The 17692-nt window shown below is 43.0% G+C and carries 21 protein-coding genes; 18 read left to right on the top strand and 3 right to left on the bottom strand.

From position 1 onward, the window contains the following. Positions 1–60: 60 nt before the first annotated feature. From ACQY2W_RS01825 to ACQY2W_RS01880, 12 genes are all read left to right on the top strand, one after another. Positions 61–1197, top strand: coding sequence for a cation diffusion facilitator family transporter (locus ACQY2W_RS01825; RefSeq protein ID WP_428048874.1), 1137 nt, complete (start codon positions 61–63; stop codon positions 1195–1197). A gap of 94 nt (positions 1198–1291) precedes the next feature. Further along, entirely contained in the window at positions 1292–2749 is a 1458-nt protein-coding gene (locus ACQY2W_RS01830; RefSeq protein ID WP_428048875.1) for a carbon starvation CstA family protein, read from the top strand. Positions 2750–2764: 15 nt separating this feature from the next. Further along, a complete protein-coding gene (locus ACQY2W_RS01835; RefSeq protein WP_428048876.1) occupies positions 2765–3340 on the top strand; it encodes an NAD(P)H-dependent oxidoreductase in 576 nt (191 codons plus the stop codon). A gap of 96 nt (positions 3341–3436) precedes the next feature. Then, on the top strand, positions 3437–3844 hold the full coding sequence (gene bamE, locus ACQY2W_RS01840) for an outer membrane protein assembly factor BamE domain-containing protein (RefSeq protein ID WP_428048877.1): 408 nt from the start codon (positions 3437–3439) through the stop codon (positions 3842–3844). Between the two features lie 3 nt (positions 3845–3847). Next, positions 3848–4363: a hypothetical protein gene (locus ACQY2W_RS01845; protein ID WP_428048878.1), complete on the top strand. Its 516-nt coding sequence runs from the start codon at positions 3848–3850 to the stop codon at positions 4361–4363. An 8-nt stretch (positions 4364–4371) separates the two neighbouring features. Further along, a complete protein-coding gene (locus ACQY2W_RS01850; RefSeq protein WP_428048879.1) occupies positions 4372–4779 on the top strand; it encodes a hypothetical protein in 408 nt (135 codons plus the stop codon). Between the two features lie 122 nt (positions 4780–4901). After that, on the top strand, positions 4902–6245 hold the full coding sequence (locus ACQY2W_RS01855) for a TolC family protein (RefSeq protein WP_428048880.1): 1344 nt from the start codon (positions 4902–4904) through the stop codon (positions 6243–6245). Further along, positions 6242–6967 (top strand): efflux RND transporter periplasmic adaptor subunit, encoded by a 726-nt coding sequence (locus ACQY2W_RS01860; RefSeq protein WP_428048881.1) that lies wholly within the window; start codon positions 6242–6244, stop codon positions 6965–6967. The genes ACQY2W_RS01855 and ACQY2W_RS01860 overlap by 4 nt, the downstream gene beginning before the upstream one ends. Continuing rightward, complete coding sequence (locus tag ACQY2W_RS01865) at positions 6967–7683, top strand: ABC transporter ATP-binding protein (protein WP_428048882.1); 717 nt, start codon at positions 6967–6969, stop codon at positions 7681–7683. The genes ACQY2W_RS01860 and ACQY2W_RS01865 overlap by 1 nt, the downstream gene beginning before the upstream one ends. Before the next feature lie 23 nt (positions 7684–7706). Next, positions 7707–8531, top strand: a complete 825-nt coding sequence (locus ACQY2W_RS01870) for an ABC transporter ATP-binding protein (protein WP_428048883.1) — start codon at positions 7707–7709, stop codon at positions 8529–8531. Continuing rightward, positions 8528–9643: an ABC transporter permease gene (locus ACQY2W_RS01875; RefSeq protein ID WP_428048884.1), complete on the top strand. Its 1116-nt coding sequence runs from the start codon at positions 8528–8530 to the stop codon at positions 9641–9643. The genes ACQY2W_RS01870 and ACQY2W_RS01875 overlap by 4 nt, the downstream gene beginning before the upstream one ends. Beyond that, complete coding sequence (locus ACQY2W_RS01880; protein WP_428048885.1) at positions 9640–10755, top strand: ABC transporter permease; 1116 nt, start codon at positions 9640–9642, stop codon at positions 10753–10755. The genes ACQY2W_RS01875 and ACQY2W_RS01880 overlap by 4 nt, the downstream gene beginning before the upstream one ends. Before the next feature lie 124 nt (positions 10756–10879). Here ACQY2W_RS01880 and ACQY2W_RS01885 read toward each other — a convergent pair whose 3' ends face one another. Together ACQY2W_RS01885 and ACQY2W_RS01890 are read right to left on the bottom strand one after the other, a co-directional pair. Beyond that, the gene (locus ACQY2W_RS01885; RefSeq protein WP_428048886.1) at positions 10880–11218 is read right to left on the bottom strand and encodes a Bor/Iss family lipoprotein; all 339 of its coding nucleotides are present in this window, start codon (positions 11216–11218) and stop codon (positions 10880–10882) included. A gap of 3 nt (positions 11219–11221) precedes the next feature. Continuing rightward, on the bottom strand, positions 11222–11824 hold the full coding sequence (locus tag ACQY2W_RS01890) for a hypothetical protein (RefSeq protein WP_428048887.1): 603 nt from the start codon (positions 11822–11824) through the stop codon (positions 11222–11224). Positions 11825–12342: 518 nt separating this feature from the next. Between ACQY2W_RS01890 and ACQY2W_RS01895 the strand changes: the two genes are divergently transcribed. Both ACQY2W_RS01895 and ACQY2W_RS01900 read left to right on the top strand, forming a co-directional pair. After that, positions 12343–12504, top strand: coding sequence for a hypothetical protein (locus ACQY2W_RS01895; RefSeq protein ID WP_428048888.1), 162 nt, complete (start codon positions 12343–12345; stop codon positions 12502–12504). Then, positions 12491–13399: an SDH family Clp fold serine proteinase gene (locus tag ACQY2W_RS01900; RefSeq protein WP_428048889.1), complete on the top strand. Its 909-nt coding sequence runs from the start codon at positions 12491–12493 to the stop codon at positions 13397–13399. The genes ACQY2W_RS01895 and ACQY2W_RS01900 overlap by 14 nt, the downstream gene beginning before the upstream one ends. A gap of 172 nt (positions 13400–13571) precedes the next feature. On the opposite strand, the gene ACQY2W_RS01905 is transcribed toward ACQY2W_RS01900, so the two are convergent. After that, the gene (locus tag ACQY2W_RS01905) at positions 13572–13880 is read right to left on the bottom strand and encodes a winged helix-turn-helix transcriptional regulator (RefSeq protein ID WP_428048890.1); all 309 of its coding nucleotides are present in this window, start codon (positions 13878–13880) and stop codon (positions 13572–13574) included. 144 nt (positions 13881–14024) lie between these two features. Here ACQY2W_RS01905 and ACQY2W_RS01910 point away from each other — a divergent pair, with 144 nt between their 5' ends. The 4 genes from ACQY2W_RS01910 (at position 14025) to ACQY2W_RS01925 (ending at position 17686) form a co-directional block, all read left to right on the top strand. Beyond that, positions 14025–14399, top strand: coding sequence for a cupin domain-containing protein (locus tag ACQY2W_RS01910; RefSeq protein WP_428048891.1), 375 nt, complete (start codon positions 14025–14027; stop codon positions 14397–14399). 344 nt (positions 14400–14743) lie between these two features. Then, positions 14744–15517 carry a hypothetical protein gene (locus ACQY2W_RS01915; protein ID WP_428048892.1) on the top strand — a complete coding sequence of 258 codons (774 nt, stop codon included), beginning with the start codon at positions 14744–14746 and terminating at the stop codon, positions 15515–15517. A 28-nt stretch (positions 15518–15545) separates the two neighbouring features. Further along, positions 15546–16226 (top strand): hypothetical protein, encoded by a 681-nt coding sequence (locus ACQY2W_RS01920; RefSeq protein WP_428048893.1) that lies wholly within the window; start codon positions 15546–15548, stop codon positions 16224–16226. Positions 16227–16243: 17 nt separating this feature from the next. Continuing rightward, positions 16244–17686, top strand: a complete 1443-nt coding sequence (locus ACQY2W_RS01925; protein WP_428048894.1) for an ankyrin repeat domain-containing protein — start codon at positions 16244–16246, stop codon at positions 17684–17686. The last annotated feature ends 6 nt before the right edge of the window (positions 17687–17692 follow it).

A 17692-nucleotide genomic window follows, 5' to 3' on the forward strand; every position in this document is an offset into this window, starting at 1 on the left:
TGTCAGGGAGAGGACCTTGGGTGGACTCTTTTTCCAAGGTCTGCCCTGCGGAAACGAATTATGGAAAACACGGCTACTATGCGCAGTCATGCTGTCGGACGGGAACAAATTATTGTCAAAACCAGTCTGGTCGGTGTTGTTACCAATGTGATACTGGCCGTTTTCAAAGTATTGGTAGGATGGCTTGCTAATTCTATCGCGGTTATTTTGGACGGGGTAAATAACCTGTCGGACGCGTTATCTTCTGTCGTTACCATTATCGGGGCGAAACTGGCCAGCCAGAAACCGGATAAAGAACATCCTTTGGGGCACGGGCGCATAGAATATATAAGTTCTATGGTAGTATGCGCAATCGTGCTTTATGCGGGTGTTACAGCGCTGATTGAGTCCGTCAAAAAGATTTTCTATCCCGAAAGTGTTTCTTATTCTGTGCTTACGCTTGTGGTGTTGGCGGTGGCGATTGTAGCCAAATTAGTGTTGGGGAAATACGTTAAAACCAAGGGCGAGCAAGTAAAATCAGGGGCCCTGATTGCTTCCGGTTCGGATGCGTCTTTTGATGCTGTTTTATCGGGCTCAGTGTTGGTGTCTGCCCTTATTTTTCTCAAATGGCATATTTCGTTGGAGGCCTATGTAGGTATTGCCATCTCGCTTGTAATTATTAAGGCCGGGGTGGAAATGCTCCGAGGAACGTTGAGCGATATTTTAGGCCGCCGGGCCGATGCTCACATTGTACAGTCTATCCGGCAGGTAGTCTCGCAGGAGCCGCAAGTACACGGCGTGTATGACATTTTAATTAACAATTACGGCCCCAATAAAAATTATGCGTCCTTGCATGTGGAACTGGACGATACGCTTACCGTGGCGCAAGTAGACACACTAACCCGTAAAATAGAAACAAATGTATTTCATAAAACCGGCGTTATTTTAACTGGGGTAGGAGTGTATGCCCGCAATACTTCTGACGGGCAGTCCGCCCACATCCGCAACCGGGTGCAGGAAATAGTACTGGCGCATAATTGGGCTTTGCAATTACACGGTTTTTATATAGATTTGGAAAAAAAAGATTTACAATTTGACGTTGTGCTTAGTTTTGACGTGGATCACCAGGCCGCCGCAGATATTCTCACGCGTGAGATACAAACCGAATATCCGCAATATACTATCCATATTACGCCGGATGTGGACATTACAGATTAAAAAGGTCCTCTGGTTAAACGGGAGGCCGTATTAAACGGCTTTGTATTGCTACGATGGGCGATGCTTAAAAAGGATAGAATAAAAGGGAGATTTTATGATTAGTTTTTTTGTTTGCTTGGGATTACTTATCCTGTCTTATTTTACATACGTTAAATACGTAGAGCGCGTTTTCGGCCCGACGGACGGACAAACGCCGGCTACCCGGTTTTCCAACGGAGTAGATTATGTGCCCATGCCCCTTTGGCGCATGGTGCTTGTACAACTTTTAAATATTGCCGGACTTGGGCCGGTGTTTGGGGCCATCTCCGGGGCATTGTGGGGACCGAGCGTTTTTTTGTGGATTACGCTAGGTACTATTTTTGCGGGGGCGGTGCATGATTTTGCTTGTGGGTTTTTGTCCTTGCGCCACGAGGGGCAATCGGTAGCGGAAGTGACCGGAATCTATTTGGGCCCGCGTATGCAAACCTGTATGCATATTTTCAGCGTGGTTTTATTGGTGATGGTGGGCACGGTTTTTGCCGTGGGGCCCGCTAATTTGCTTGTGTTTTTATTCAAAGGGAATGTGAGTCCGGGCAGTTTTTTAGCAAATACTTACTTTTGGCTTACACTTATTTTCCTGTATTATTTCTTAGCTACTTTTCTCCCCATTGATAAAATTATCGGAAGGATATATCCCCTATTTGGTATTTGTTTACTGCTGATGGCGTTGGGCGTATCGGGGGGATTATTCGTCCAGGGCTATCACATCCCGGAAATTACGCTTCACAATTTTCACCCGGCACACTTGCCCATTTGGCCGCTGATGTTTGTAACCGTTGCGTGCGGGGCTATATCCGGGTTTCATGCTACGCAATCCCCGCTGATGGCACGGTGCATTACCAACGAACACCAATCTCGCCCGGTCTTTGCCGGGGCGATGATTATGGAAGGTATTATTGCGCTTATCTGGGCCGCCGCCGGCTGTGCTGTTTATGTAAAAACCGGGGGGCTGATGACGGGGTTACAAGAGATGCTCGCCCATACCGGGCAAGCCGGCGTTGTATATGATATTTGCTTAAAAACGATCGGACCCTTGAAATGGGGTACGGTTTCTTTTGGCCTTTTATTTGTGATGATCGGCGTGATTGTCTGCCCGGTTACATCGGGAGATACGGCCTTTCGTGCGGCCCGGTTGGTGTTGGCCGATTGGTTTAAAATAGACCAAAAGCCCTTTTTAAAACGCTTGCGTTTAAGTATGCCGCTACTCTTGGCCGGCGTCATTATCAGCCAACTTCCTTATGACGTGATATGGCGGTATTTCAGTTGGTCCAACCAGACATTGGCCATGATCGTGTTATGGGCCGCCACGGTTTATTTATACGGGAAGAAACAACCTTATTTTTTGGCACTTATCCCGGCAGTTTTTATGACGGCTGTAAGCAGTACATACTTTTTAATTGCGCCGGAATGTTTACACTTGCCCGCTAGAATTGCTTATCCGTTGGGGCTTGTGCTGACGGGGCTCATTTCCGGTTACTTTATCGTCAAAATGAAAGAGAAATTGAAACAATAATAGAAGAACTATACTATGAATATTTTGTTTATCAATGCGTGCACTCGTCCAAACTCCCGCACACAATTATTAGCGCAGTACCTTTTAGGCAAATTGACAGGAAATATACACGAGCGGAATTTAGCCCAAACCGCTATTTCACCGCTTAGCGCAGATATGGTTGAACTGCGGGACAAACTGACCGCCCGGGGCAATTTTGACCACCCGTTATTTGCACTGGCTAAAGAGTTTGCCGCGGCGGATCAAATAGTGGTGGCCGCGCCGTTTTGGGATTTATCGTTCCCGGCCTTGTTAAAGATTTATATTGAAAACATCAATGCGCTGGGGGTTACTTTTACCTACCGGGCCGACGGGAAACCCTACGGTCTGTGCAAAGCAAGGCAGCTGTATTACGTAACAACGGCCGGGGGGCCTATTTTCAATGATTCGTATGGCTATGGGTATGTGCAAGCACTTGCACAGAATTTTTACGGGATCCCCAAAACTGACTGCATTAAAGCCGAGAATTTAGACGTTGACGGGGCAAATGTGGACGCTATTTTACATCGGACAAAACACGGTATTGATACGTTGCTGGCGCAAGATGAATAAATGCGCTTACGTCTGTTAACAGACTTCCAAGTGGTATAGATTTTGCAAACATACTTTTACTATAATGGGATAAGTAGTTCAAATAGGAGATAAATTATGAAAAAAACATTCCAGTTGTCTTTAGTATTGGTTGCTCTTATGTGCTTGGGCGGTTTGATCGGTTGTTCCTCTGCGGGCAACACGATTGAAAAAGATGAAAAATTAACCGTTGCAAAAGCCCAAAAAGAAATTAAGGTTGGTATGTCATCTGCCGAAGTGGTAGAAGTGTTGGGAAGCCCTAATATGGTTACCACCGATGAACAACGCCGCGAAACGTGGGTATATGATCGTATGTCCACGCAAGTAGACGGAAGTTCCTCTTCTAAAGGGGTATGGTTGCTTGTTGTCGGAGCGGGTGGAAGCAAGGCCTCTACAAAATCATCCCAGCGGACATTAACTATTATCGTTAAGTTTGATGAACAAGGCAAAGTGCGTGATTTTGCTTATCGTTCCTCTAGTTTCTAGTATATGAAAAAACTCATTTGTATCCTTATTGCGGGATGCTTGGCGTCTGCTTGTGCCTCTTACAATAATTTGTATGCACCCGACGCCAATTACCTAAAACGCAGAAACATAGAAACGCGGGTATTTGACACCACAAATACAAAAGAATTGTTAGTGGCCTCGGCCCAGTTGTTGCAGGACATGAATTATACCATTACGGAATCCGATACCGATATTGGTGTAATTACGGCTACTAAAAATAAAGAAGCGGGTTCTACTGCCGGGAAAGCCGCGTTAACCGTTTTGGCCGCTCTTAACGGGCAACGCGCTGTATATGAAGATAAGCAAAAGTTCTACGTATCCGTTGTGAATACAAAAGTGAACGCTCACCAAACTAAAACGAGAGTCACTTTTGCGCGCATGGTTTACGACAACTTGGGGAATGTTGTTAGAATTGAAAAGCTGGATGACCCCGCTTTATATACCGGGTTTTTTGATAAATTGGCCCAATCGGTATTTTTAACCGCCAATAATATTTAGGAGAATGTATGAAAAAGAACATCTTAATTTGTTTGGGGGCCCTGTTGTTAGTGGCCTGTGTCAGTACGAATCAGGCGGCCTTAGAGTCAAAAACCTCTCAAGTAGCCACCCGTAACTATCAAACCCGTTCGTTTGATACTGCGGACAAATTAAATGTTATGAACAACATTGTAGCCACGATGCAAGATTTAGGGTTCGTCATTGAAAAAGCCGACAAAGAAATAGGTACTATTTCCGGCTTTTCCTTTACCAACCAGACTACAATGACGGTAAGTGTCCGCCCTAAAGGCAATAGTATTTTAGTCCGTGCAAATGCTTCCAAGGGTACAAGGGCTATTACGGAGCCGCAAGCGTATCAAAATTTCTTTAATGCGCTTTCCCAATCGTTGTTCTTAACCGCAAACGAAGTATTGTAATCTTCTTAACTAAAAAAGCCCTCTACTTTGGTAGAGGGCTTTTTTATAATGCTCTAAAGCAACGGTTTGATCTTAGAAGTGCCGTCTCTCCCAATGTGCTAAAATTATAATAGGGAGAAATTATGAAAAAACTATTTGGGCTATTCGTACTATTTATCATAACAACCGGACTCTATGGGGCGGAAGTGTCATTTCTTTCTTTGGCACAGTGTGAGCGCGATGCGTTAAACTCGTCGGCTCAATTACAGGCCCTGCAAGCGCAGGTGCTTGCTTCCCGCGCGCAAGAAAAAAGTGTATCTTCCTCTCTTTACCCGTCTTTATCGTTGGATGCAAAAGGTATGTGGGTATCGGAAGTTCCTACACTCAAATTCGGCGGGCAAGAATTAAAATTTGGCGATACCTGGGGATATTCCGTCGGTCCGACTGCCAGTTGGGTGCTTTTTGATAACGGGGCACGCAGTTCCCTTAAAAAAAGTGCTTCTAAAGTAGTTAATGCGCAAGAGCAGTCTTATGAATTTGCCCGCAAACAAATTTTATTACAAGTGCAACAGGCCTATTTTTCCGTACAACAACTTTTGCAACGGTTGGTATTGTTAAACGGACAGTTGGAAGTTGCGCAAAAACAATTTGACGACGTTCAATCGGCTTATAAGGCGGGTTCTAAAAGCAAGTTGGATGTTTCTATCGCTCGTAAACAAGTATTAAAAACGCAAACCGCTATGAGCGGGGCTCGCAGTGCGTTAGCCGGGCAATTACGCGCGTTGTTTAAGTTAACCGGTACAGATTATGGCATTGTTCCTTCGTATCCGACGGATAAACGGCTTGTTAATGCCAAAGAAGAAAATAAAACATCCGCCGTATTAGATACGGACCCGTTAGAAAACACGCTCCAATTATTCCGCCCGTACAGTCAAAGCGAGTTTGATGAAAACTCCCCCAAATTAGCGGCTTTAGAGGAAATGGCCCAGTATTATAATTATTTGGCCGACAGTTACAAAGATGCTCTCTATCCGCGTGTGGCACTCCAAGGCGGTGCGTATTTTGAATATCCCAACGGAGCCATCCGCGAGCATGTGTTTTTGGGGCGTGCGGGCGCGGCCGTTTCCATGCCGCTTTTTGAGGGAGGAAAGGACCGTCAGCAGGCCAAGGCACAAAAGGAATTATCGCGTGCCAAAACTTATGAAAAACAAGATGCACGGGAAACTTTGACGGCCTTATTTTTAGCGGCAAAAGACCGTTTGTACGGTTTGCAAGTGCAAGAAAATTTACTCAAAGATATGATTAAACAAACCGGCGAAACAGCACGCCTTACTTATCAGGCGTATAAGGCCGGGGCCGTTACTTTCTTTGAAGTGGACCGAGCCAATTTAGATTTGTTGGAAAGCCAACTTTCTCTGGCAGATGTACAAGTGGAGCAACTCAATCAACTAGCCATTTTAAATAGTTTAGGTAAGGAGACCTTATGAAAAAAAGAATTATCATAGCCGTAGTGGTGCTTTTGATTTTAGTAACGGTAGCATTGACGTTTTTTCGCAGTACGCCCTTTCATTACAGCGGAGTGGCCGAAGCCGTGTCCGTAGATATTTCCGCACGTTTGAGTGATACTATTCAAGAAATTTTAGTGGAAGAGGGCTCCCCGGTAACGCAAGGGCAAGTAGTAGCACGTTTGACGTGTGACGCGGCGAACCTAAAAAAAGAAATTACACAAAAAGAATTTAACCGGGCTGCCCAACTTTTGAAAACGACGGCCGGTTCTAAAGAAAATTATGATCTTAAAAAGCATCAATATGACGAGGCCTCTTTGCAGCAAAGTTGGTGCACGCTTACCAGCCCGCTCAACGGGCAGGTGCTCTATAAATACTATGAACCCAATGAATTTATTAGTGCCGGCCGGAAAATGCTTACTGTAGCCAATTTAAAAGAACTGGATGTATGGGTATATGTACCGCATGATGAACTGGCTAATTTATCTATCGGGCAGGAAGTCAGCGGCTATTTGCCGGAAGCAGATAAAACATTTAAGGGCCGCATTTTGGCGATTAACGACCAGTCCGAATTTACTCCCAAAAACGTACAAACACGTGAAGAACGTACGCGGCTTGTGTACGGCGTAAAAACCCGCTTTGAAAATGATGAAAATTTAACCATCAAGCCCGGGATGACATTGGAAACGGAGTTCATCAACTAATGTCTATTGAAGTTCGGGCAGAACATATATCCAAAACGCTAAATACGACCGTGGCTTTGACAGGGGTGAGCACCGTTTTTGAAGCCGGTATCGTGCACGGCGTTGTGGGCCCGAACGGAGCCGGAAAAACCACGTTATTACGATTGATTAAAGGGCTGTTAAAACCTGACGAAGGTACCTTTGAATTTATCTATCATGGCAAGGTATGTCCGGCGCAAGAGGCCATAAGCCGTATAGGATATTTCCCGCAAGAACCAAGTTTATATCCCGATTTAAGCGTGTGGGAACATTTGGAATTTTTCCGCGATTTATACGATTTGAACGAATCTGATTTTCGTAAACGGGCAGAAGAGTTATTAGCCGCTACGGGAATGGCCCCTTTTAAGGACCGTCCGGCCGGAAAATTGTCGGGGGGGATGTATAAAAAATTAGGACTTATGTGTGTGCTGTTAAACCATCCCGCACTTTTGTTGTTAGATGAACCGACTATCGGGGTAGATCCCGTTTCCCGCCAAGAGTTATGGGATATTGTTTATAATGTGGCGGGCCCGGAAATGACCGTTATTTTAAGCACGTCTTATATGGATGAGGCCGAGCGGTGCGCCAAAGTGCATGTATTGCAAGATGGAAAACTGCTTGCTGACGGGCAACCGCAAAGTGTCATGGAAAATTTACACGTTACGAATTTTGCAGAACTATTTTTGAAACATGAATGATACGATTATACAAGTAAAAAATCTTGTCATTTGGCTTTTTAGGCGCTAACGGGGCCGGCAAAACAACCACCATCCGCACTTTGTGCGGTATTTTAAATCCGACTTCCGGGCAAGTGTTTGTAAACGGAACAGATGTGGCCGCTTCTACCGCGGTGCTCAAACCGCATATCGGGTATATGTCCCAAAAATTCACACTCTATCCGGATTTGACCGTGCCGGAGAATATGGATATCGCGGGGAGTTTGTATGAACTGACGCGTACGCAAATTCTTAATCGTACGGAAGAACTGTTTCAATTTATCGGGCTTACGGATATTCCCAAAGGGCCCGTGCGGCAACTTTCGGGCGGTACTAAACAGATGATTGCGTTGGCGGCCTCTATTTTGCACGATCCGGAACTTATCTTTTTAGACGAGCCGACAGCCGGTACTTCCCCGCAAACGCGTCGGGCATTTTGGGAACTGATCCGCCGTCTGTCTTCGCAAGGTAAAACGATATTTGTTACCACCCACTATATGGACGAGGCCGAGTACTGCCACCGCATTGTGCTTATGGAACGGGGGCATATTTTGGCGACAGATACCCCCGACAATTTAAAGAAGACCTATTTTCCGCAAAAACCCATAGAACTTACTTTTACGCAAGGTAATCAACAAATTATCTCTCAAGAAATGCGTAGTTTATCTTTGGGAGAGGTATCTGTTTTCGGTAGTAAATTACGTGTAAATGTTACAGATAACACGGCATTTGAAAAATATTGCCAACAGCATCGTGCCGATTTTACCACGCGCGCGGTAGACCCTACGCTTGATGACGTGTTTTTAAAAGCCATATCGGGAGCGAAATGAACACCTTAGTTAAACACATTATGGCCATTGCCAGTAAAGAAGCCAAACATATCAAGCGGGATATTTTCACACTGTCCGTTGCGTTGGTGCTTCCGATGGTGTTTGTGGTATTTTTCGGGTTTGTGATTAACTTGGACTATCACCATATTCCGCTTACCGTGCGAGACAATGACCAGAGCCATACCTCGCGCGAACTTTTAACACAAGCCAGCGCAGCCGGATATTTTGACATTATTTCCGCACATGCTCCGGCAGAAGCGGATTCGCAACTCCAACAAAACCATATGCGCGGGCTGCTGATTATCCCGCCCGGATTTCACACCGCCTTTACAAATGGAGAGATCGCTCGCGCGCAACTTTTGATAGACGGTACAGACAATACCATGGCCGCTTTAGCCACTACCTATATGCAAGGTATTGTGCAAGCCACCCAACAATCCCTTTTATCTTCGCACGAGCCGCCTTCTGCGGCTATCCGTACGCGTTATTTGTTTAACCCGGAACTGAATAGCCGTTGGTTTATTGTTCCGGCATTGAGTACCGTTATCATTGGATTTCTGGCTATTATTTTAACGGCCCTAACCGTAGCGCGGGAGTGGGAAAACGGCTCTATGGAACTGTTGCTTTCTACGCCGCTACGTCCGCTGGAGATTGTAGTCGGAAAGTTGTTACCGTATTTTCTGCTTACCTTCTTTGATGTACTGCTTGTATTTGCACTGGCACTATTGGTGTTTCATATTCCGTTCCGCGGTAGTTTTATACTCTATTTAACGGCTTGTTTGTTTTATATTATGGGAGCGCTGGCGCTGGGGCTGCTTATATCGGTAATGACGCGCCAACAACAATCTGCTATTCAGTTTGGCTTTGCCATAGGGTTACTTCCTTCTTTTATGTTTTCGGGATTTATTTTCCCTATTGAAAATATGCCCGCCTTCTTTCAATATGTAACTATGTTATTCCCGCAACGGTGGTTTTTACAAATCAGCCGTGCGTTGTTTTTAAGCGGAGCGGGAATAAGCGGACTCATTATTCCTTTTATTGCATTATTCCTGTTTATGACAGGGATGATTACGCTGGCCGTACGAAACTTTAAAACGGATGTGGAGCCATGATACACAAACGCATTGTAAGAGGGCTAATTCGCAAAGAATTTGTTCAAATCTTCCGTGATCCCAAAATGATTGTGGCTATCTTTTTTGTTCCGATAGTCCAATTAACCATGTTCGGGCTTGCCTTAACCAGTGAAGTAAAAAATATAGAAATGGTTGTTGTCAGCAAGCCATCTGCCATCGCGCGGGAAATTCAAGCGCGAGCGGTGGCTTCCCGTTGGTTTAAGCAAGTACGCCACGTAGACGGAACCAATGTATTTGATCCCGCCACGTTACTTACTACTTATAAAGCAGAAGCGGTATTGGTGGCCCCCGAGCAAGGGTTTGAATATGCCTTAGAGCGGCAAAATAAACCTATTCAACTACTTATCAATGCTACCAACGCCCAACGTGCACAACAGGTAAATGCTTATGTTAGCCAAATTTTAGCGCGCGTAGCAGCCAGCCACGGGTATTTGCTGGGTGAACAAACGCGCCTTGTATTAGATACACGCATTTTGTTTAACCCGCAAATGAGCACAGCGGCTTTTATGGTGCCGGCCCTTCTTGTCATGACCAGTTTTATTATTTTAATGATTGTAGGGAGTATGGCCATTACCAAAGAAAAAGAAATGGGAACCATGGAAAAATTGATCTCCTCTCCGGCCTCTACGGCAGATATTTTGTTAGGCAAAGTGCTACCGTACTTTTTTATCGGTATAGGGGTAGTGACATTGATGCTATGTATAGGAGTTCTGGGATTTGGTATTGCCTATCGGGGAACTGTTTGGCAATTTTTTCTTAATGGTATTGCATTGGCTGCTTGCGCCCTGTCCGTAGCCACGCTTATTAGCACCATTGCCAACACCCAGCAACAAGCCATGATGGGCGGTGTATTGATATTGCTACCCGCTATTTTGCTGTCCGGCGTGTTTTTCCCGGTGGCAAACATCCCGCAAGAGTTCCGGTGGTTATGTTACTTAAATCCGCTGATGTATGCCTGTACCAATTTCCGCAATATCATCTTAAAAGGCGGCGATTATTTGTTCTTCTGGCAATACTTCAGTGTTTTGCTGGGGATGGCACTTGTTTTGGCCGCCACTGCTTATAAAAATTTCAAAGCCAAGTTAAATTAGAAATTCTTTTTCTGCCGAGCGCGTGCCCTTTGATAAAAATAAGTAAGTTGATACATAAAAATGCACGCTCCCCCGATCCTGGGGAAACGTGCGGATATACGTTATAGCGTTTGGTTGGGTTGAGTTATTGTTGGACTCTATGGTTGGTGCCCGGATTGACTGCACAATACACGGTAAATGTTCTTGTATAGTAAATGCCCATAGTTAAGGCCACCAGGGTTTCATCAATCCAATTATTATTTGTGGTCATCTTAACAATTTTTCCGTTGGGGCAAATTTCGGAAAAATCGTGGTTGTGTTTCCGGCCCATACCCCAGAAGAAAAAATGGTCTCTTTCCGAGTATTTCTGAACATTTGTGTAGCTGTTCGCTTTTTTATCTATGATAAATTGTGAGTTGGTACAACCACACAAAATACCGGCACATAAAATGGCAAATAAAATAAATGATTTTTGTTTTTTCATAGATTATTTCCTTTCTTGTTTGAGTTCTTTCTTCATTTCAATTATACACAATATTAAGAAAACAATAAAACAAATCCATATTAGGTAGTAGGTATATAAATTTACATTTACCAGCGCATTTGTTAAATTGGGGAAGGCCGACAAAGCAATCGGAATCAGTAACACAATGAAAAAGAGGTCTGCAAAAGAAACTGCTTTTCGTATCATGTGCGCCAAATTTTTACCTTTTGACACGAGAGATTTTTCTATTATTTTGCTGTATTCAACGATGATATAATAGCCGGACATAAATGAAAAAAGTCCGGAGATGTTGTAAAGCATTTCTTTTTGATTTTCTTTTTGCGCCATCATGCTCCATATCGCCAAAATTATAGCTATGACGATTAGCCATCCGGCCAAGCGCAAGGTTTTTGATTTTTTTTCCAGGGAAAAAATAGCCAACGTAACAAAATGCATTGTTAATATGTAAAAAGCGATATAAGAGGCCTCAAAATAATTTGACAGGTAAGGGTACATCGGTTGAATTACGTCTTCCGCCAACCAGCCAATTCCGCAGAAAATATATCCTACAAGCAAATAACGAATACTTAAATAGAGATTTTGCATAGGGCAACTTATTGGATTACACGACGAGGTTTATTGTAATAAAATATGTGCTACGAGTCAACATAAGGCCGGATGTACTATGAACTGCGGATGCGGATTTTAATGCGGTTACTTTTTAGGGGGTTACGGTTCACTGTGCTGCCAAATTCTGCTCGATACCACGACGAGCCAGTCCTTATTCGATCCCATATTTCTTATACAAAAACTACTGAAAATGCTTAAAATTTAAGGTTTTTTTGATAAAAAACAGATTGTAATTATTTTTTGGTCGTTATAATGATAGAATCTACATTGTCTGTATTTAGAAAAACATTGACAAAAATAATTAATTTTGATACAATATAAAATAGTTAATTTATCAAATTCTATGATGATTTCTAAGTTCTGATACCTACAAAATCATTCCGTATGATTATCTAATCTAAGAAAATTCTTGAACTAATTTCTGAAATTGCTATACTATAAGTTGATGCTTGTAGATAGATTAACTCAAAAAGAAGCCTTAAAGGAGAAAAACTATGCCAAGAGAAGCCAGAGTAGAAAGTTTGATAGCGCTTATGGAGAGCTCTATGTCTCCTAAAACATTAGAAATATTAAACTCTTGCAAAAAGAAAAAGGCTGATACTACTAACCTTCGTGTTTTCTACTCAGAAGGGGGAACGCTTCATGCCGAATTATAATGATATTGAGCGAGAAATTATACAAGCTCAAAAAGGCGCTCCTGATACTATTAGAAGAAAGTATTTAAAAGAGCTCGCAAATTATCTACAAGCCGATGTTTTATTATATGCCGCTTCCACTGATAAACCCTTGCCGATACAATTAACCCCTTCGTTATCAATTAATGAAGAGGATATCACATCATTTATGACTGGAGTAAATGGGTTAAATCCACAAAAAGATGAATCTCGAAAATTATTTCTAATAATTCACAGTCATGGGGGGTCTTTAGAGGCTACCGAACAAATAGTCTCTTACTTGAGAGCCAAATATAAAACTATTATAGCTATTGTCCCTAGAACGGCAATGTCAGCTGCCACATTGTTGTGTTGTGCTTGTGATAAAATTATTATGGGAAAACAATCCGCTATCGGCCCAATTGATCCTCAAATTAATGGAATACCTGCTCATGCCATTTTGAAAGAATTCAATCGTGCCGAGGAAGATGTTGCAATACATCCAGAATCTGCACCTATTTGGTTGGAAAGAATAAAAAATTTGCCGTTTGGAATTTTAACTTTATGTGAAGCAACGAATCGTCTGTCAAAGGAGAAAGCGGAATCGTGGTTGCAAGCATTTATGCTTAGAAATGATAATGATGGAGCCAAAAAAGCTAAAGAAATTTCCGAATGGCTTGGAAGTTTTCAAAACCATAAAACCCATGGACATCCGATTTCTGCAATTGAAGCTACCAAAGCAGGTCTAAAGATAGAAAATTTAGAAGATGATAATACCTTACAAGAACTGGTATTGTCGCTCTTTCATGCAACAATGGTTACTTTTGCTCGGACAAATTGCATCAAAATGTTAGAGAATCAAAATGGTAAAGGAAGGTATTTGATGGTTAACTTATAAATAAAATATTTATTTACAACCAAACTACCACGGGCATTCTCGCGTGGTTTTTACTTTGCACGTTTTCAAAAACTTTTGATTCTTGTCCACTATTAAAATTCTATTTCCCTATCAAATCCCCAAAATCCAGGCGATATGGAAGGAAATGTCCCTAGTAATCTTGCTAGGGTTTTTATTTTGTAAGGGTTTTCCTATACTTTTCGCCCCAAGTAGCCATGGCATCTAGTACAGGTTTGAGAGATTGTCCTGTCTTACTTAGGGCATATTCCACCCGTGGCGGTACTTCGGCATATACTTTGCGTGTAATTAGGCGGTCTTCTTCTAGCATGCGCAGATTATCCGTAAGCACTTTTTGAGAGCACCCCATACTCTTTTTAAGCATACCAAAACGTTTTGTACCTGTCAGTAAATCCCGTATAATGAGCACTTTCCATTTGTTTCCAATTACCTGTAATAAAAGCCCCACAGGACAAGGGGACATATTCTTGCGTGTTATCATAGTTTTATTATATCTTTTTGTGTCCAATAGTTTCTAATAAGTACCTATATTACAAAATAGTGCCTACTTTACAAAAAGAACTATTTTGTGTTTTAATAAAAGTATCTTAATTTAGAGGAGCTATTTATGGCGAATTATAAAAAGACGGAAGTAGGGAATTTATCGGAAGTAGCAACAAAATATGAAAATGGAAAAGCTTTTTTGCACGATGTATTGGGTTTAACAGGTTGTGAAATTTCTGTTAGTTCTATGCCTGCCGGGATAAAACTTCCGTTTAATCACAAACACAAACAAAATGAAGAAGTATATATTTTCTTAAAAGGAAATGGGGTAATGACCCTAGACACAGAAGCGGTAACGGTTACAGAAGGATCATGTGTGCGTGTATCACCGACAGTTGTTCGCACAATGGAAGCTAAAACCGATATGCAGTACATTTGTGTCCAAGCCAAAGAAGGTTCTTTAGTTCAATTTGGAATGGGTGATGCGGAGCTGTGTTAATTTTCTAATCCAGGATAGGCCCTCTGATGATTACACCAATCAGAGGGCTTTTTAGTGTCCAAACTCTGTCCATTCTCCGTATAGCTTATTTGCTTAATCTTGCTTATTTGTCTTAAAGATATGGCAGAAATATGGCAGAATCATTTTCTGCCATTTTTCTGCCGAGCGTTTGTATAGCTTACGTTGCTTATGTTGCTTATGTTGCTTAAATTATAGTGTCCACAAGTATGTAGGCATAATAAAAGCCATGAACAGCGATCTTAGCAATAGGGGCGGCTTTTTAGTCGCCTATACGCAATATGTGCTACAATACCTTTAAGTAGGAACAAAAGGGAGAATCATATATGCGTAAAATACTAGGGCTATCCGTTTTATTACTCCTGCCTATTTGTATGTGGGCGGCAAATAATCCTGCAGATAAAGTGCAATACTTCCAAGCAGGAGACGAGAGATATTACAAAGAGGACGTTGTAGTCCCCAAAGTAAGCGACCCCGTAGATGCGGATCCAAGCGATGCGGTGGACGTGGGTGGCGGTACGAAAGGCACAAAAGTAAATAAGCCCAAGACCCAAGCCGTTGTCCCTGCACAAAGAGTCCCTACCAATGTAACCCCTACTAATAACCCCAAGGAAGTGCAATTACAAGGTGGGGCCAAAGTGGTTACTCCGCACAATTCTTCCCCGAAGGTCGCTATGCCTAAAGGTAAGCCGATGCCTATGATTGGGGAAACCCAAGATACCAAAGACGTAAAACCCGCTCCAAAACCCGTAGAGCCAAAAGTTGTCACTCCTACGCAACCCAAAGAGCAAAAATTAACCCCACAAGAGGTAAAGAAAGTAGCACCCGTACAAGAGCCCAAAGCTACAACCCCTGCTACTCAAGAGGGAAAATATGCTAGACCAAAGAAGGTGCATTTAAAAGATTATGAAGTAGAATTCTTTTGCGATAGAAATGGGAAGTCCGTAAAGTGTACGGAAGCGGAATGGAATAAAGAGCAAGAAGCCAAGAAAGCCCCAAAGCCTGCTAAAGCTACCAAACCTACTCGAACGGGTAAAGGTAGTACTTCCGTAAAGGTTTCTACTCCCACAGGGCCGACTTATCCCTGCAGAACCGCTTAAATACGGGATTAAGACCAAATGCGTACCCTTGCCTGGGAAGACCACTTGTGAAGAAGAAAAGACGGAAACAAAGCCCACGAATAAGTTGGCAGGTTATAAACCTAGTGCGGATGTGCAATTACCGGAAGCCACTTTACCTGCCGGAGTTAAACCTACTGCCACCCCTGCCAAACAAGGAACCGCAAAGTTAGATAAGGTAGATACTCCTAAACGTGCAGATTTCCGTACAGAGATTAAAGTAAAGGATACAGGTGCTAGAAAGAACTTGTTAGAGGGATATGCTGTCTCTGCTAATAGTGGTGTGGAAATACCCGAGGCTAGTTTACCCACGGAAGCGGAAATGGACGAACAAGATGCCAGAGCAAGAGCGGCCATGGAAACGGAACAATTATTAGCCGAGATAGAATACAAAAAAGCCCAAGCTGCTGCCCAACAAGCTAAAGCGCAAGCGCAAGCCGCACAAGCCGCAAAGCAACAGCAACAAAATGCCACCAATTTGACTTGTTCTTACATGGGTACATACTTTAGAGGGAACACCTGTAAGTATTGTGTGAACCATAAACCCAGTAACTCTATGGAATGTAACCAATGCTGTCAATCTTTCGGTCGTCCGTTAATGCAACCCGCAAGCTATAGTGCTTTCTCATCGGGGGGCAGACCTGCAGGTTGTTTATGCAGATTTGGTCCGACGTCCGGATATAACTTTTAATTTTACAAGGAGAGGATATGAAAAAACTTAATCTACTAATTTTAGTTTCCTTATTGTGTGCAGGGTTCGCACAGGCGCAAGATGCCGACGACCCCGAACTCCAAGCCCTTATTAAAACGTATAAGGCGATGAAGGCCCAGCAAAATGCTACACCTAAAGCCGAGGACCCCAAAGTGCGTTATGAAAAAGCCTTAATACAGGCCGCTAGAGCGGGGAATGCCTCGCAAGTACGTGGGCTTTTGGAAGCAGGGATAGACCCTAACATTACGGATGAACACGGCAATACTCCCCTAATGATGGCTGCCAATCGTGGAGATTTAGCTTCTGTGGATATGTTACTCTACGCAGGGGCAGATGTGAATGCTAAAGGCAGAGATGGAGTAACACCTCTTTTAGCTGGTTTATCAGCAGTAGGGAAAAACGGTGGGGCTGTAACTTTCCGTATTTTGAAAGAGAAACCAGATGTTAATGCCATTTATGGTTCAAGCGCAAATACATATTGTACTGCTCTTTTTATTGCAGTAGAGCAAGATAATTTCAAGGTAGTAGAAGCACTCATTAAACAAGGTGCAGATGTAAACCGATATGTAGGCCACGCCACTCCGCTACAGAAAGCTCTTCAAAAGAAATTTGACACTGATGGCAAAATTACCGAACTCTTACTTAAAGCAGGTGCGGACCCTTGGCGTGGGCTTGTGCAAAAGAAAACTTACTATAGTCCTCTAACATTTGCACAAAATAGTGGGAGTAAAGTTAAAATAAAACTCATAAAAGATGCACAGACCGTTACTAAAGCACAACGGGAAAAAGATAACAAACTCCTCAAAGCCGTCAAAAAAGGAAAAGTAGAACAGGTGCGACAACTATTAGCCGAAGGAGCAAACCCTAATGCGTATGCGGAAATCCACGAAGGTTGGGAGTCAGGTTATACTGCTTTAATGTATGCAGATAATTTAGAGATAGCTCAAATGCTATTAGACGCAGGAGCAGATGTGAATGCGGTAGACCAAGTTGGCTGGACCGCCTTGATGTGGGCGTGGAAACCCAAACAATTAGAGAAAGTGAAATGGCTGATTGCACATGGGGCTGATGTAAACCACAACCTTGCTAAGCAAACGCCACTAACTTTGGCTATAAATGCGGATTATTATTGGGAACGTGTCGAAGCATTGTTAAATGCGGGTGCGGATGTGAACTTGCGAGACGGAAAAGGATACGGGCCGTTATTCTATGCTAAATTAAATGACAATAAAAAGGTGGAAGAAGAATTGCTCAAACGTCATGCTACCTTAACCAAAAAAGAAAGCGAAGACATCATTGAGGCTATTGCCGAGAAATCACGCCAAGCCCAAGCAGCCGCCAATAGTGATGGCGAAAGTTTAGGTAAAACATTCTTGAAAGGTCTTGTGGATACAGGGATGTCAACTCTGCAATATGCCATAGACAACGGGAAATTTTAAGGAGAG

This window comes from Candidatus Avelusimicrobium caledoniensis, assembly GCF_902756455.1.
Taxonomy (GTDB): Bacteria; Elusimicrobiota; Elusimicrobia; order Elusimicrobiales; family Elusimicrobiaceae; genus Avelusimicrobium; species Avelusimicrobium caledoniense.

Excerpts from the sequence above, each read along its gene's own strand:
- ACQY2W_RS01825 (WP_428048874.1), top strand. The coding sequence starts at position 61 with ATGGAAAACACGGCTACTATGCGCAGTCATGCTGTCGGACGGGAACAA.
- ACQY2W_RS01830 (WP_428048875.1), top strand. The coding sequence starts at position 1,292 with ATGATTAGTTTTTTTGTTTGCTTGGGATTACTTATCCTGTCTTATTTT.
- ACQY2W_RS01835 (WP_428048876.1), top strand. The coding sequence starts at position 2,765 with ATGAATATTTTGTTTATCAATGCGTGCACTCGTCCAAACTCCCGCACA.
- bamE (WP_428048877.1), top strand. The coding sequence starts at position 3,437 with ATGAAAAAAACATTCCAGTTGTCTTTAGTATTGGTTGCTCTTATGTGC.
- ACQY2W_RS01845 (WP_428048878.1), top strand. The coding sequence starts at position 3,848 with ATGAAAAAACTCATTTGTATCCTTATTGCGGGATGCTTGGCGTCTGCT.
- ACQY2W_RS01850 (WP_428048879.1), top strand. The coding sequence starts at position 4,372 with ATGAAAAAGAACATCTTAATTTGTTTGGGGGCCCTGTTGTTAGTGGCC.
- ACQY2W_RS01855 (WP_428048880.1), top strand. The coding sequence starts at position 4,902 with ATGAAAAAACTATTTGGGCTATTCGTACTATTTATCATAACAACCGGA.
- ACQY2W_RS01860 (WP_428048881.1), top strand. The coding sequence starts at position 6,242 with ATGAAAAAAAGAATTATCATAGCCGTAGTGGTGCTTTTGATTTTAGTA.
- ACQY2W_RS01865 (WP_428048882.1), top strand. The coding sequence starts at position 6,967 with ATGTCTATTGAAGTTCGGGCAGAACATATATCCAAAACGCTAAATACG.
- ACQY2W_RS01875 (WP_428048884.1), top strand. The coding sequence starts at position 8,528 with ATGAACACCTTAGTTAAACACATTATGGCCATTGCCAGTAAAGAAGCC.
- ACQY2W_RS01880 (WP_428048885.1), top strand. The coding sequence starts at position 9,640 with ATGATACACAAACGCATTGTAAGAGGGCTAATTCGCAAAGAATTTGTT.
- ACQY2W_RS01885 (WP_428048886.1), bottom strand. The coding sequence starts at position 11,218 with ATGAAAAAACAAAAATCATTTATTTTATTTGCCATTTTATGTGCCGGT.
- ACQY2W_RS01890 (WP_428048887.1), bottom strand. The coding sequence starts at position 11,824 with ATGCAAAATCTCTATTTAAGTATTCGTTATTTGCTTGTAGGATATATT.
- ACQY2W_RS01895 (WP_428048888.1), top strand. The coding sequence starts at position 12,343 with ATGCCAAGAGAAGCCAGAGTAGAAAGTTTGATAGCGCTTATGGAGAGC.
- ACQY2W_RS01900 (WP_428048889.1), top strand. The coding sequence starts at position 12,491 with ATGCCGAATTATAATGATATTGAGCGAGAAATTATACAAGCTCAAAAA.
- ACQY2W_RS01905 (WP_428048890.1), bottom strand. The coding sequence starts at position 13,880 with ATGTCCCCTTGTCCTGTGGGGCTTTTATTACAGGTAATTGGAAACAAA.
- ACQY2W_RS01910 (WP_428048891.1), top strand. The coding sequence starts at position 14,025 with ATGGCGAATTATAAAAAGACGGAAGTAGGGAATTTATCGGAAGTAGCA.
- ACQY2W_RS01915 (WP_428048892.1), top strand. The coding sequence starts at position 14,744 with ATGCGTAAAATACTAGGGCTATCCGTTTTATTACTCCTGCCTATTTGT.
- ACQY2W_RS01925 (WP_428048894.1), top strand. The coding sequence starts at position 16,244 with ATGAAAAAACTTAATCTACTAATTTTAGTTTCCTTATTGTGTGCAGGG.